12 protein-coding genes are annotated in these 13600 nt (G+C 53.3%); 7 read left to right on the top strand and 5 right to left on the bottom strand.

What is annotated here, in order from left to right:
- Positions 1-55: 55 nt before the first annotated feature.
- Positions 56-1288, bottom strand: coding sequence for a peptidase T (pepT, locus tag GW579_RS07365; protein ID WP_152324386.1), 1233 nt, complete (start codon positions 1286-1288; stop codon positions 56-58).
- Positions 1289-1447: 159 nt separating this feature from the next.
- Here pepT and GW579_RS07360 point away from each other — a divergent pair, with 159 nt between their 5' ends.
- Complete coding sequence (locus GW579_RS07360) at positions 1448-3043, top strand: ABC transporter substrate-binding protein (RefSeq protein ID WP_165058312.1); 1596 nt, start codon at positions 1448-1450, stop codon at positions 3041-3043.
- Between the two features lie 92 nt (positions 3044-3135).
- Here GW579_RS07360 and GW579_RS07355 read toward each other — a convergent pair whose 3' ends face one another.
- Together GW579_RS07355 and yfcG are read right to left on the bottom strand one after the other, a co-directional pair.
- Entirely contained in the window at positions 3136-4032 is an 897-nt protein-coding gene (locus GW579_RS07355; RefSeq protein ID WP_165058310.1) for a TIGR01777 family oxidoreductase, read from the bottom strand.
- Between the two features lie 150 nt (positions 4033-4182).
- Complete coding sequence (yfcG, locus tag GW579_RS07350; protein WP_152324383.1) at positions 4183-4812, bottom strand: GSH-dependent disulfide bond oxidoreductase; 630 nt, start codon at positions 4810-4812, stop codon at positions 4183-4185.
- Positions 4813-5127: 315 nt separating this feature from the next.
- On the opposite strand from yfcG, the gene yfcD reads away from it, so the two are divergent.
- Positions 5128-5745: an NUDIX hydrolase YfcD gene (yfcD, locus tag GW579_RS07345; protein WP_165058308.1), complete on the top strand. Its 618-nt coding sequence runs from the start codon at positions 5128-5130 to the stop codon at positions 5743-5745.
- A 38-nt stretch (positions 5746-5783) separates the two neighbouring features.
- Here the strand turns inward: yfcD and GW579_RS07340 are convergent, their stop codons facing one another.
- Entirely contained in the window at positions 5784-6800 is a 1017-nt protein-coding gene (locus GW579_RS07340) for a LacI family DNA-binding transcriptional regulator (protein WP_152324381.1), read from the bottom strand.
- A 351-nt stretch (positions 6801-7151) separates the two neighbouring features.
- On the opposite strand from GW579_RS07340, the gene GW579_RS07335 reads away from it, so the two are divergent.
- The 5 genes from GW579_RS07335 to GW579_RS07315 all read left to right on the top strand — a co-directional run bounded on the left by GW579_RS07335 (position 7152) and on the right by GW579_RS07315 (position 11327).
- On the top strand, positions 7152-7595 hold the full coding sequence (locus tag GW579_RS07335) for a PTS sugar transporter subunit IIA (RefSeq protein WP_152324380.1): 444 nt from the start codon (positions 7152-7154) through the stop codon (positions 7593-7595).
- 139 nt (positions 7596-7734) lie between these two features.
- The gene (locus GW579_RS07330) at positions 7735-8016 is read left to right on the top strand and encodes a PTS sugar transporter subunit IIB (protein ID WP_013574575.1); all 282 of its coding nucleotides are present in this window, start codon (positions 7735-7737) and stop codon (positions 8014-8016) included.
- 50 nt (positions 8017-8066) lie between these two features.
- On the top strand, positions 8067-9443 hold the full coding sequence (locus GW579_RS07325) for a PTS ascorbate transporter subunit IIC (RefSeq protein WP_165058307.1): 1377 nt from the start codon (positions 8067-8069) through the stop codon (positions 9441-9443).
- 104 nt (positions 9444-9547) lie between these two features.
- The gene (locus GW579_RS07320; RefSeq protein ID WP_165058305.1) at positions 9548-10381 is read left to right on the top strand and encodes a transketolase; all 834 of its coding nucleotides are present in this window, start codon (positions 9548-9550) and stop codon (positions 10379-10381) included.
- Complete coding sequence (locus tag GW579_RS07315) at positions 10374-11327, top strand: transketolase family protein (RefSeq protein ID WP_165058303.1); 954 nt, start codon at positions 10374-10376, stop codon at positions 11325-11327. The genes GW579_RS07320 and GW579_RS07315 overlap by 8 nt, the downstream gene beginning before the upstream one ends.
- Positions 11328-11391: 64 nt before the next feature.
- Here the strand turns inward: GW579_RS07315 and pta are convergent, their stop codons facing one another.
- Positions 11392-13536 carry a phosphate acetyltransferase gene (gene pta / locus GW579_RS07310; protein ID WP_193333090.1) on the bottom strand — a complete coding sequence of 715 codons (2145 nt, stop codon included), beginning with the start codon at positions 13534-13536 and terminating at the stop codon, positions 11392-11394.
- Positions 13537-13600: the final 64 nt, after the last annotated feature.

Here is a 13600-nt window from a genome sequence, read left to right as displayed (position 1 = left end):
CTCTCACGAGGGGAAGGCTGGGATGGCGTGTGGGTTTTTCTCAACTAAAGCAGGATCAGCCTTTCGCAGCCAACAGGCAAAGCTGTACGGTCAGTTCATAGGATTTCACAAACGAATTCACCGGCAGGAACTCATATTTCGAGTGGAAATTATGCGCGCCGGTGAAGTAGTTTGGCGTCAGCAAACCTTTCGCTGACAGCGCTGCGCCGTCGGTACCGCCGCGCATCGGGATCACTTTCGGCTCAACGCCAATCTCTTTAAGACCCGCAAAAATCAAATCAATCGCACGACGGTCTTCGCCGATGGCGCTGCTGATATTGCTGTAGGTGTCGCTGATTTCAACTGACACTTTTGCCGCCGGATATTGCGCGGCAATGTCTTTCGCGACGTCGTGAATTTTCTGCTTACGTGCAGCAAAACTGGCGCTGTCAAAATCGCGGATTGACGCGTTCAGCTTAGCCCCTTGCTGCGAGGCGCTCATGCCGTTAAACCACACATAACCTTCGCGGCCTTCGGTATTTTCCGGCGTCTCAGCGCGGTCGAAATGACTGATGAAGTCCTGTGCCATCAGCAGCGGATTCACCAGCACGCCTTTGGCGGACATCGGATGCGCGGTGACGCCGGTAAAGGTAATTTCAGCAGCAGCAGCGTTGAAGTTTTCGTATACCACTTCGCCAAGCTCGCAGCAGTCTATGGTGTAGGCGAAATCCACGTCAAAACGGGCGAGATCCAGCGCCTTTGCGCCGCGCAGGCCGATCTCTTCATCAGGGACAAACGCTACCACGATATCGCCGTATTCCTGGTCTGCGCCGAGGTTTTCCAGCAGCGTCATCACCACGGTGACGGCCGCTTTATTGTCCGCGCCGAGTACGCTGGTGCCATCACTGAAAATAATCTCTTCGTCCAGATACGGTAAAATCTCAGGCCTTTCCGCAGGTCGCAGCCAGATATCCTGTTCTTTATTGAGACACAAATCATCGCCGGTGAAACGCAGCGTTTGCGGGTGAATGTCAGGGCGCAGGCCGACATCCACGGTATCAATATGCGTAATGAAACCGATGCGCGGGCCACCTTTTTTCGTGCCCGGTTTAACGGCAGTAACGGTCGCGTGTTCGTCAATCTGAATGTTTTCCAGACCGAGCTGGTGCAGCTCATCGGCCAGTAAACGCGCCATATCATGCTGCCCCGGCGTACTCGGCAGCGTAGTCGCACTGGCATCACTTTGTGACGTCACGGAGAGATAGCGGTAGAAACGTTCGGTAAGCTGTTTTGCGATTTGTGTCGACATCTTGACCTCTGAATGATCGCCAATAAGGTGTGTTGTTATAAGATTTTCATATATAACAAAGCATTACTAGGTGTTATCCAGATGTTAATCTGTTTTTGCTTTATGTTCCACGATGAAGAAGATCTAAACACTCTCCGGACAGGGAAAATAGGGAAAAGAATGAAACACAACATCTTAAAAATAAGCACAGGTTTACTGGCATTAGCCCTCACCGGCGGCGCTTCGGCGAAAACGCTGGTTTACTGCTCTGAGGGTTCGCCGGAGCAATTCAACCCGCAACTTTACACCTCGGGCACCTCGGTGGATGCCAGCGCCGTGCCGATTTACAATCGTCTGGTGGATTTCAAAACCGGCACGACGGAGCTGGTGCCAAGCCTGGCGGAAAGCTGGGATGTCAGCCCGGACGGCAAAACCTACACGTTCCATCTGCGCAAAGGCGTGAAATTCCAGAGCAGCAAACTGTTCACGCCGACCCGCGACTTTAATGCTGACGATGTTATCTTCTCGTTCATGCGTCAGAAAGACGAAAATAATCCTTACCATAAAATCTCCGGCGGCACGTATCTGAACTTCGACAGCCTGAAATTGGGTGATCTGATTGGCAGTATTGACAGGGTGGATGATTACACCGTGCGCTTCAATCTGACCCGCCCGGAAGCGCCATTTGTCGCCGATCTGGCCTGGTATTTTGCGTCTATCCTCTCGGCAGAATATGCCGATCAGATGCTGAAAGCCGGTACGCCGGAGAAGGTGGATCAGAACCCGATCGGCACCGGTCCGTTTGAGCTGGTGCAGTATCAGAAAGACACGCGCCTGCTGTACAAAGCGTTCCCGGATTACTGGCAGGGCAAATCTAAAATCGATCGTCTGGTGTACACCATCACGCCAGACGCCTCGATGCGCATGGCCAAGCTTGAGAAAAACGAATGTCAGGTGATGCCGTTCCCGAATCCGGCCGATCTTGATCGTCTGCGTGCCAACAAAGACATTAATCTGATGAGCAAATCCGGCCTGAACACCGGTTTCCTGTCGTTCAACACCCAGAAGCCACCGCTTGATAATGTGAAAGTGCGTCAGGCGCTGAGCATGGCGATCAATAAGCCGCAAATCATCGACGCTGTTTTCCACGGCACCGGAACTGTCGCCAAAACGCTGCTGCCAACGGGTGTCTGGAGTTATAACGATAAGCTGGTGGATTACGATTATTCGCCGGAGAAAGCTAAAGCCTTGCTGGCAGAAGCCGGGATGCCGAACGGTTTTGATATCGATCTGTGGGCGATGCCGGTTCAGCGTCCGTACAACCCGAACGCGCGCCGCATGGCGGAGATGATTCAGGCTGACTGGGCGAAGATTGGCGTGAAAGCGCACATCATCAGCTATGAGTGGGGCGAATATCAGACCCGTATCCGTAACGGCGAACATATGGCTGCGCTGATGGGCTGGACAACGGCCAACGGCGACCCGGATAACTTCTTCGGCCCGCTGTTTACCTGTAATGCGGCAAAAGGCGGTTCAAACTCCGCGAAATGGTGTTATCCGCCGTTCGACCAGCTGATTACCGAAGCCAAGGAAACCACCGACCATGCGAAGCGTGTCGCGCTCTACGAGCAGGCTCAGCAGATGATGCATGATCAGGCACCTGCGGTGATGATCGCGCACTCGACGATTTTCGAACCTGTACGGAAAGAAGTGAGTGGGTATGAGATTGACCCGTTTGGGAAACATGTTTTTTATCAGGTGGATGTGAAGCAGTAAAACGATCCGTGTAGTCAGCTCCTCCCCCTTTGCAGGGGGAGGAGCAACGCCAAAACGGTTTTTCTTCACATGCATGAGCAAGACTTGCCCAATCACCCCAGCAAATCCACCAGGGCTTCTTTCAATTCCTGATGCTTAAACACAAATCCAGCTGCTTCCAGCCTGCGCGGCACGGCCCGCTGGCCTCCCAGCACCAGTACGGCGGATTCCCCCATCAGCAAACGCACTACCGGACCTGGCGCGCGCATAAACGCCGGGCGGTGCAGGACTTCACCGAGCAGGGCGCTGAACTGTTCATTGCGGGCAGGATAAGGTGAAACCATATTGAACGGGCCGGAGAGCGTTTCGTGCGTCAGCAGGAAAATGATGCCATCAATCATGTCATCGATATGGATCCACGGCATATATTGCTGGCCATCGCCCAGCGGACCGCCCAGACCGGCGCGGAAAGGCAGCACCATTTTGGCCAGCGCGCCGCCTTTTTCAGCCAGAACGATACCGGTACGCAGCAGACAAACGCGGGTGCGCGGGCTTTCGGCAGTCAGCGCGAGCGCTTCCCAGCGGGCGCACAGTTGCCAGGTAAATTGCTTATTCGGCGGTTCATCCTCCGGCACCAGCGCCTGACCCTGATCGCCGTAATAACCCACGGCGGAGCCGGAAATGAAGACCGAAGGCGGCGTCTGGCTGGCGTTGATCAGCGTCACCAGCTTTTCCGTTAACTGCCAGCGGCTTTCGCACAGCAAGGCTTTATGCTCTTTCGTCCAGCGTTTGTCGGCGATCGGCTCGCCCGCCAGATTAATTACCGCGTCAAAACCGTCCAGCGATGTCTTGCCGTCGAGGGTTTCCCAGATCTGAACCTGTGGCCCCAGCAGTTTTGCCGCACGTTCAGGCGCACGGCTTAGCGCAGTAATCTGATGAGATTGCCCGAGAAGCCGTTCCGTGAGTTTACGGCCAATAAGCCCGGTAGCGCCGGTAATCAAGATCTTCATATCGTGATCCTTAACTGTCTGAATACGCGGATGAACTGTCTCTAATCATAGATGAGTCATCACCATTAACGCGCGATATGGAGCACAATTAGGAATTATTTATTCAGCGGAAATCAGAACGCCTCCGGCAGATACCGGAGGCGGGAGGGCTTATTGCACAGAGGCCAGCGCGTAGGCTTTTTGGGTGGCCGGACGCGCTTTAACTCGTTCGAACCAGTTGCGGACGGCCGGGTATTCAGCCAGATCAACGCGCTGACGCTCGTGCGCCACCACCCACGGATACGTGGCGATATCCGCAATGCTGTAATGGTCACCGGCGATATAGGCGTTTTTTTCCAGCTGGCGGTTCAGAACGCCGTACAGACGCCGGGTTTCCTGAAGGAAACGTTCGATGGCGTAAGGCACCGGCTGCGGGGCGTAATGCGTGAAGTGATGGTTCTGGCCAAGCATCGGACCAAATCCGGCCACCTGCCAGTAGAGCCATTCCAGCGTGGATGTGCGCTCGCGCAGCTCTTTACTCAGGAATTTCCCGGTTTTTTCTGCCAGATACTGCAAAATGGCGCCGGATTCAAAAACGCTGACGGGCGCGCCGCCGTCAACAGGCTGGCTGTCGACGATGGCCGGGATTTTGTTGTTCGGGGATAGGGCGAGGAATTCAGGTTTGAACTGGTCTCCGGCGCTGATATCAATGCGGTGGAGCCGGTATTGCAGGCCACTCTCTTCAAGAAAAAGAGAAATTTTATGGCCATTGGGTGTTGGTGCATAATAAAGATCAATCATATTGCCTCCTGCGTTGTTTTAATCACTCTTGGCGATTTGCGGGGCGAAATGCGCCTATGTGTTACTGCTAATCACAAGCTTATTATCAGATTTAATAGGGTAACATAACGTGGGTAAATAGGAGTCTATGTCAGAGTTGTCTGATGGCGAACTTTGCGCCATAACTTAGCTTTTACCATGCACCAATGCATCCATGGCTATTGAAGCAACCCCGCAGACCCAGATAGAATCTCCGAACATTATCGACGTGTTGCAAAATCACTGCGCACAGACTTATTGCGCACAGACCAGCGCTTAAAAGAGAAGGTTCATCGGATGTCAGAACAAGAGCAAAACATCAGTACGGATGAATGGGTAGATATCGTCAACGAAGAAAACGAGGTCATTGCCCAGGCCAGCCGACAACAAATGCGCGCTCAGGTCCTGCGTCACCGTGCCAGCTATATTGTGGTTCATGACGGCATGGGCAATATTTTGGTTCAGCGCCGAACTGAAATTAAAGACTTCTACCCGGGCTGGCTCGATGCCACGGCCGGCGGAGTGGTACAAAGCGGTGAAAATATCCTTGATTCTGCCCGCCGTGAAGCGGAAGAAGAGCTGGGCATTGCCGGTGTTCCGTTTGCTGAACACGGGCAGTTCTACTTCGAGGAAGAGAATAAATGCCGCGTCTGGGGCGCACTATTTAGCTGCGTTTCACACGGGCCTTTCGCTTTGCAGGAAGAAGAGATTGATGCCGTCCGCTGGATGACGCCGGAAGAAATTACGGCACGCTGTGACGAATTCACCCCGGATTCCCTGAAGGCATTGTCCCTGTGGATGACGCGCAACAACGAAAAAGAACACGGTAAACCGCTGACGCGCGAACCGTCTGTGTTAGCCCCGGAAAGCGTGCACGATGAAGACAGCGCGCGCTCTGAAGGTGACGCGGAGTAAGGCCGCCGGCGGACGATGTAAAGTTGTCCGCCGCTTTTCTAGCAACTGTCCCGCTTACACAATGACGAGGCGATCGTCACTTCTTCCCATTCTTCGTCGTTAATCCTCGCCAGCAGTGCCTGCGCGGCGCGTATTCCAATTTCTTTATGCGGGATCGCTATCGTCGTCAGCGGCGGCTGGCAGACTTTGCTCACATCTGCGTTACCAAACCCGACAACGGCCAGATCGTCCGGCACTTTGATGCGACGTCGCTGACATTCGTACAGTGCGCCGCAGGCCAGATCGTCAGAAACACACACCAGTGCGTCAATTTCCGGCCAGGCGAGCAGGAATTCCGGTAACTGCTGTGCACCAGTTGAGAAGCAGGCCGGTTCAGCCGCGTTAATTACGCGATGCGGCGACATGTGCGCCTTGAGCATCGCCTTGCGCCAGCCTTGCAGGTGTTGCTGGAAAATCCACTGTTCCTGATTGGCACACAGCATACCGATGTTCTGATAACCCTTTGCCACCACGGTTTGCGTGAGCTGAAACATGGCTTCAACGTAATCAATCCCAATATTCATGTCTATCGGGGAGTCAGTCAGCGCACCAATTTCAAGAACCGGAATAGTCAGATTATCCAGCCACTGACGCACGTTAGCGGAGTGTTCGACCGACAGCAAAATAGCGGCAGCCAGATTATAAGAGAGCAGGGTTTCCAGCAGCTTTTCTTCACGCTCGATCCGGTGCTGGGACTCGGCGAGCATGATCTGATATCCGGCGGGTTGCAGCACTTTTTGCAGACCGGCGAACATCTCGGCGCAACCGGATTCAGAAAGGCTCGGCACAATCATCGCAATAGTATTGGAGGACGCTGAGGCCAGCGAACTCGCGGCCTGATTGGGCAGATATCCCAGCTGACTGACCGCTTCTTCAATCTTTTCCCGCAGCTTATCGGAGACCTGTTCCGGCGTTCGCAGTGCGCGTGAAACGGTCATGCTTCCCACGCCCGCAAGCTGCGCGACATCGGCCAGCGTCACTCTTCCGGTACTGCGTCTTTTTTTGTTAATGGACATTCACGATCCTGGCTGCGCATCTTGCGCACAAATTATACCCGCAGGCATAGCGAAAAAAACAGGCCGCAGCAGGACCGGTATCGAACAGCAACCACGGCAGAATTCGGTAAATTATCGGCAATTTCCAGACAAAGTATACCGTTATTTGTGCGGCCAGCGGGCTGATGGTTCCGCAATGGGACTATTTTTGATAGCGCTATCACAGATCTTAATGATAGAAGTTTGGTAGCGCTATCTTTGTGAGTTGTATCACAGATGTTAACGCTACCGCTGAAGTAGAGTCTGGATCGTTGGTGGTGTCTGGGGGAAATTCGACCCGCCATCTTAAAAAAATAAACCGGAGCCATAACTATGCTGAATGATTGGCTGACTTCTGAGAGGATTCAGATCAGAACAGATATCACTGACTGGCGTCAGGCTGTGGAAGTGAGCGCTGAACCGTTGCTGAAAGAAGGGACGATTACGCCCGACTATCTGACGGCAATTTTTGCTCAGCGTGAAAAACTGGGACCGTATTTTGTTCTGGCACCCGGCATTGCGATGCCACATGCCAGGCCGGAAGAGGGCGCTAACGGATTAGGATTGTCTTTACTGACATTGCCGCACGGGGTGAAGTTTAATTCGGCAGATAACGACCCGGTGTATACGGTCGTGATGTTATCTGCACCCGATAAGCACAGCCATATTGAGCTTATTTCCGAACTGGCGGAATTGTTCTCCAGTGAAGAAGATATGCAGAAAATATTCCATGCCAAAGCCTTACATGAAATACAGGAAGTCATCGCCCGTTATTAATTTAGGTTAAGAGTTGTTTTAATTATTAACAGGCCGACGATTTCACTCTCAGAAAAATAGTGTTTTTCATATGCATTATCCTGCGTAGCGGATACGTGTACCCTACGCCTTTCAAAACAGATAAAAATCAGGTGAATTTATGAAGATTATGGCGATTTGCGGTTCCGGTTTAGGCAGCAGCTTTATGGTAGAAATGAATATCAAGAAAGTCCTGAAGAAATTAAACATTCAGGCCGATGTTCAGCACTCCGATTTGTCATCAGCTATCCCGGGTGAAGCGGATCTCTTTGTTATGGCGAAGGACATTGCCGCCAGTGCCAGTATTCCGGAAAACCAGCTGGTAGTCATTACGAATATTATTGATATCAATGAACTTGAAACCAAACTGATTGCGCATTTTGAAAAACACCCAGTGTCCTGACCGGCACTGAATAACCCTACAAATAAAACGAATAGACAAACGAGGTGGATATGTTTATCCAGGAAACGCTCAAGTTTGTGGTTGATATATTAAAAGTGCCTTCTGTACTGGTCGGGCTTATTGCATTAATTGGCCTGGTTGCGCAAAAGAAAAACTTTTCAGATGTCGTCAAGGGAACCGTTAAAACAATACTGGGCTTTTTAGTATTGGCTGGCGGTGCCACCGTATTAGTGGGCGCATTAAATCCACTCGGCGGCATGTTTGAACATGCTTTTAATATCCAGGGTATTATTCCAAACAACGAAGCCATTGTTTCCATCGCACTTGAGAAGTTTGGTGCACCGACGGCATTAATTATGGCGTTCGGTATGGTGGCAAACCTGGTTGTGGCGCGCTTTACCCGTCTAAAATATGTGTTTCTGACCGGACATCACACGTTTTATATGGCCTGTATGATCAGCGTTATCCTGACCGTTGCCGGTTTTGAAGGGGTTGCACTGGTTTTCACCGGTTCCCTGACGCTGGGCCTGATCATGGCGTTCTTCCCGGCACTCGCGCAACGTTATATGCGTAAAATCACCGGCAGCGACGATGTGGCATTCGGCCATTTCGGCACCATCGGTTATGTTTTATCGGGCTGGATCGGCAGCAAAGTCGGCAAGGGCTCACGCTCAACCGAAGAAATGAACTTGCCTAAAAACCTCAGTTTCCTGCGTGACAGCTCAATCTCCATCTCGCTGACCATGATCATCATTTACCTGATTATGGCGGTGTTTGCCGGGCAGATTTTCGTCGAGCAAACCTACAGCGCTGGCCAGAACTATCTGGTGTACTCCATCATCATGGCGATTACCTTTGCGGCCGGTGTGTTCATCATCTTGCAAGGTGTGCGTCTGATTCTGGCTGAAATCGTTCCGGCGTTCGTCGGCTTCTCCGAAAAACTGGTTCCGAATGCCCGCCCGGCGCTGGATTGTCCGGTTGTGTATCCGTACGCGCCAAATGCTGTGCTGATTGGTTTCTTGTTCAGTTTCCTTGGGGGGCTGGTCGGACTGTTCCTGCTAGGCCAGATGCATCTGGTGCTGATCCTGCCGGGTGTTGTACCGCACTTCTTCACCGGAGCAACGGCGGGCGTGTTTGGTAACGCAACCGGTGGTCGCCGCGGCGCGATGGTCGGTGCTTTTGCCAACGGCGTGCTGATTACCTTCCTGCCGGTTCTGCTGTTGCCAGTGCTTGGCGCGCTGGGCTTTGCCAACGCGACATTCTCAGATGCGGACTTCGGCGTCATCGGCATCCTGCTGGGTAATCTGGCCCGTTTCATGTCGAAGGAAGGCATCATGGCGCTGATTGTCGGCATCTTCGCGGTACTGGTTGCCTGGAACTATCTCGGCAAAAAACCAGTGGCTGATAAAGAAGTCACTGAGAAGTAATTCCCTGCATCAATACGTTTCTTAAATCCATCCGGGAAACACTGTCCTGCCTGTTAGCAATAACAGGCCAGGATAAGTGCTCACTAAAATAAGGACCCATCAAGATGAAAGATGTCCAGGAGGTTCGTGAACTGGCCCGCCATATCCGCATCGAGACGCTGAAAATGCTGACCGGTCTGGGGTTCGGGCACTACGGCGGCAGTATGTCAGTGGTGGAAACGCTGGCTGTTTTGTACGGTGATGTGATGCGTATCGACCCGAATAAACCGGACTGGCAGGAGCGCGATTATTTCGTGCTTTCCAAAGGCCACGCGGGCCCGGCGCTTTACGCCACACTGGCGCTGAAAGGTTATTTCCCGGTCAGTGAGTTGCAAACGCTGAACCAAAACGGCACCCGTTTGCCGAGCCATCCGGATCGTCTGCGCACCACGGGTGTGGATGCCACAACCGGATCACTTGGGCAGGGCGTTTCCATCGCGGCGGGCATGGCGCTTTCCCATAAACTGGCCGGCCGTTCCAACCGCGTTTTCTGCATCCTTGGCGATGGCGAACTCAACGAAGGCCAGTGCTGGGAAGCCTTCCAGTTCATCGCTCACCACAATCTGCACAACCTGACGCTGTTCATCGATTACAACAAACAGCAACTCGACGGCACGCTGGACGAAGTGATTAAGCCGTTTGATCTGGCAGGAAAATTCAGTGCGTTCGGGTTTGATGTTCAGACCATTAAAGGCGATGACGTGGTGGCTATCAGTGAAGCCGTTACGCCGGTTCGTCATGCAGAGCAGCGTCCGCTGGTGGTGATCCTCGACAGCATAAAAGGGCAGGGCGTGAAGTATCTCGAACAACTGGCGAACTCCCATCACCTGCGCTTAACGCCGGATGTAAAACTGGAAATTGAAAACGCTATTGCTGAGCTGGAGGCCGCCCATGTTTGAAGTCACGCTGGAATTGCAGAAAGATGCGGTTGAGATGCGTAAAGTCTATGCCAATACCGTTCGCGAGAAGATTGTCGAGAACACGCCGATTATCGCGCTGGAAGCGGATCTGATGAGCTCAATGGCAATGGACGGCGTGCATAAAGACCACCCGGATCACGTGATTAACTGCGGCATCATGGAAGCCAACGTGATTGGCGTGGCGGCCGGTTTATCGCTGACCGGACGCGTGCCGTTTGTGCATACGTTTACCGCTTTTGCCAGCCGCCGCTGTTTCGACCAGCTTTTTATGTCGCTGGATTACCAGAAGAATAACGTCAAAATCATCGCCTCGGATGCGGGCGTCAGCGCCTGCCACAATGGCGGGACTCACATGTCTTTTGAAGATATGGGCATTGTGCGCGGGCTGGCAAGCTCGGTGGTGATGGAAGTGACCGACGCGGTGATGTTCCGCAATATCCTGTTGCAGCTGATGGATCTGAAAGGGTTTTACTGGGTGCGGACTATCCGCAAACAGGCCACGCAGGTTTATAAGGAAGGTTCGACGTTCACCATCGGCAAGGCGAATCTGCTGCGCGACGGCAGCGATGTGACGCTGATTGCCAACGGTATTATGGTGGCGGAAGCGCTGAAGGCGGCAGAAATGCTGGAGCGTGAAGGCGTCAGCGCCGCCGTGATCGACATGTTTACACTCAAACCTATCGATAAAGACATCATCATTAAGTACGCCGCGAAAACGGGCAAAATCGTGACCTGTGAGAACCACAGTATTCATAACGGTCTGGGATCGGCGGTAGCTGAAGTGCTGGTAGAGAATCACCCTGTACCGATGCGCCGTGTCGGTGTGAAAGAGCGTTACGGTCAGGTGGGAACACAGGAGTTTTTACAGCAGGAGTATGGCCTGACGGCAGAGCATATTCTGGAAGCCGCAAAAGCGTTGCTGTAATTTCCTTTGCGCCAAAAAAAACGCCGGTCATCAAGACCGGCGTTTTGCGTTCAGAGGGTTCAGCTTATTTAGCCGGAACCGCCGCTTCTGCCTGAGCAGACTGAATCGCAGTCAGGGCTACGGTGTAGACGATATCGTCAACCAGTGCGCCACGGGACAGGTCGTTAACCGGTTTGCGCATGCCCTGCAACATCGGCCCGATAGAGACCAGATCCGCAGAACGCTGTACCGCTTTATACGTGGTGTTACCGGTGTTCAGATCAGGGAAGATGAACACGGTAGCTTTACCTGCAACCGGTGAGTTTGGTGCTTTGGATTTCGCTACGTCAGCCATGATAGCGGCGTCGTATTGCAGCGGGCCATCGATGATCAGGTCAGGACGTTTTTCCTGCGCCAGACGGGTCGCTTCACGCACTTTCTCAACGTCGCTACCTGCACCGGAGTTGCCGGTAGAGTAGGAGATCATCGCAACGCGCGGTTCGATACCGAATGCAGCCGCGGAATCCGCAGACTGGATTGCGATTTCTGACAGCTGTTCAGCCGTTGGGTCCGGGTTGATCGCGCAGTCGCCATAAACCAGAACCTGGTCAGGCAACAGCATGAAGAATACGGAAGAAACCAATGAGCTGCCCGGTGCGGTTTTGATCAGCTGCAACGGAGGACGGATGGTGTTTGCGGTAGTGTGAACAGCACCGGAAACCAGGCCGTCAACGTTACCCTGTTCGAGCATCAGTGTGCCCAGAACCACGTTGTCTTCCAGCTGTTCGCGGGCAACCACTTCGGTCATCCCTTTGCTTTTACGCAGCTCAACCAGACGGGCAACGTATTCTTCACGCACAGCAACCGGATCAACGATTTCGATGCCTTTACCCAGCGTTACGCCCTGAGCGGCTGCAACGCGTTTGATTTCGTCAGGGTTACCCAACAAAACGCATTCCGCGATACCACGTTCAGCACACAGCGCTGCGGCTTTCACGGTACGCGGCTCGTCGCCTTCTGGCAGCACGATACGTTTGCCGGCTTTGCGGGCCAGTTCGGTCAGCTGATAACGGAAGGCCGGAGGAGACAGACGACGTGAACGCTCGGAGTGTGCGCTCAGGGAGTTAATCCAGTCAGCGTTGATGTGAGAAGCCACGTATTGTTGCAGTTTCTCAACGCGCTGATGGTCGTCCGCAGGCACTTCCAGATTGAAGCTTTGGAGGCTCAGGGAAGTCTGCCAGGTGTTGGTGTCTACCATGAAGACCGGCAGGCCAGTCTGGAAGGCACGTTCGCACAACTGGTTGATACGGTCATCAATTTCATAACCGCCGGTCAGCAGGATTGCGCCGATCTCAACGCCGTTCATTGCGGCCAGACACGCGGAAACCAGCACGTCAGGACGGTCTGCGGACGTCACCAGCAGGGAACCCGGACGGAAATGTTCCAGCATATGAGGAATGCTGCGTGCGCAGAACGTCACGGACTTCACGCGGCGGGTTTTGACATCACCTTCGTTGATGATGCGGGCATTCAGGTGTTTCGCCATGTCGATTGCGCGGGTGGCAATCAGCTCGAAGCTCCACGGAATGCAACCCAGAACCGGCAGCGGGCTGTTGGCAAACAGCTGAGTCGGGTCAACGTTGGCAACGCTGGCTTTGGTGGAATCATCGAAGATTTCAGACAGGTCAGGACGTGTACGACCCTGATCGTCAACCGGTGCGTTCAGTTTGTTGATGATAACGCCGGTGATGTTTTTGTTTTTGCTGCCGCCGAAGCTGCTGCGCGCCAGTTCGATGCGCTCTTTCAGCTGTGCCGGAGAATCGTTACCCAGCGCCAGAACGAAGACGATTTCTGCGTTCAGGGTTTTGGCGATTTCATAGTTCAGGGCGTTCGCGAACTGGTGCTTACGCGTAGGAACCAGGCCTTCAACCAGAACGACTTCAGCGTCTTTGGTGTTTTCGTGGTAACGCGCGATGATTTCTTCCATCAGCACGTCTTGCTGGTTTGAACTCAGCAAGGTTTCAACGTGGCTCATTTTCAGCGGTTCCGCTGCGGTCACGGTGGAGTTAGCACGAATGATGGTGGTGGTCTGGTCCGGAGCATCGCCGCCGGTGCGCGGTTGCGCGATAGGCTTGAAGATGCTCAGGCTGACGCCTTTTTGTTCCATGGCACGGATCACACCCAGGCTGACGCTGGTCAGACCTACGCTGGTGCCTGTGGGGATCAACATAATTGTACGGGACACGGCTAAACCTCTTTAACGGTTGCCAGGCAAGAACATTCGCAGGTTTGTG

Source organism: Rahnella contaminans, assembly GCF_011065485.1.
GTDB lineage: Bacteria > Pseudomonadota > Gammaproteobacteria > Enterobacterales > Enterobacteriaceae > Rahnella > Rahnella contaminans.
The sequence above is the reverse complement of the archived record's forward strand: the minus strand, read 5'-3'. Positions and strand labels throughout refer to the sequence as shown.

Bases quoted from the DNA above. Each gene is read 5' to 3' on its own strand.
- pepT (WP_152324386.1), bottom strand. From the start codon at position 1,288: ATGTCGACACAAATCGCAAAACAGCTTACCGAACGTTTCTACCGCTAT.
- GW579_RS07315 (WP_165058303.1), top strand. From the start codon at position 10,374: ATGTTTGAAGTCACGCTGGAATTGCAGAAAGATGCGGTTGAGATGCGT.
- GW579_RS07320 (WP_165058305.1), top strand. From the start codon at position 9,548: ATGAAAGATGTCCAGGAGGTTCGTGAACTGGCCCGCCATATCCGCATC.
- yfcD (WP_165058308.1), top strand. From the start codon at position 5,128: ATGTCAGAACAAGAGCAAAACATCAGTACGGATGAATGGGTAGATATC.
- GW579_RS07355 (WP_165058310.1), bottom strand. From the start codon at position 4,032: ATGAAGATCTTGATTACCGGCGCTACCGGGCTTATTGGCCGTAAACTC.
- GW579_RS07325 (WP_165058307.1), top strand. From the start codon at position 8,067: ATGTTTATCCAGGAAACGCTCAAGTTTGTGGTTGATATATTAAAAGTG.
- GW579_RS07335 (WP_152324380.1), top strand. From the start codon at position 7,152: ATGCTGAATGATTGGCTGACTTCTGAGAGGATTCAGATCAGAACAGAT.
- yfcG (WP_152324383.1), bottom strand. From the start codon at position 4,812: ATGATTGATCTTTATTATGCACCAACACCCAATGGCCATAAAATTTCT.
- GW579_RS07330 (WP_013574575.1), top strand. From the start codon at position 7,735: ATGAAGATTATGGCGATTTGCGGTTCCGGTTTAGGCAGCAGCTTTATG.
- pta (WP_193333090.1), bottom strand. From the start codon at position 13,536: ATGTTGATCCCCACAGGCACCAGCGTAGGTCTGACCAGCGTCAGCCTG.
- GW579_RS07360 (WP_165058312.1), top strand. From the start codon at position 1,448: ATGAAACACAACATCTTAAAAATAAGCACAGGTTTACTGGCATTAGCC.
- GW579_RS07340 (WP_152324381.1), bottom strand. From the start codon at position 6,800: ATGTCCATTAACAAAAAAAGACGCAGTACCGGAAGAGTGACGCTGGCC.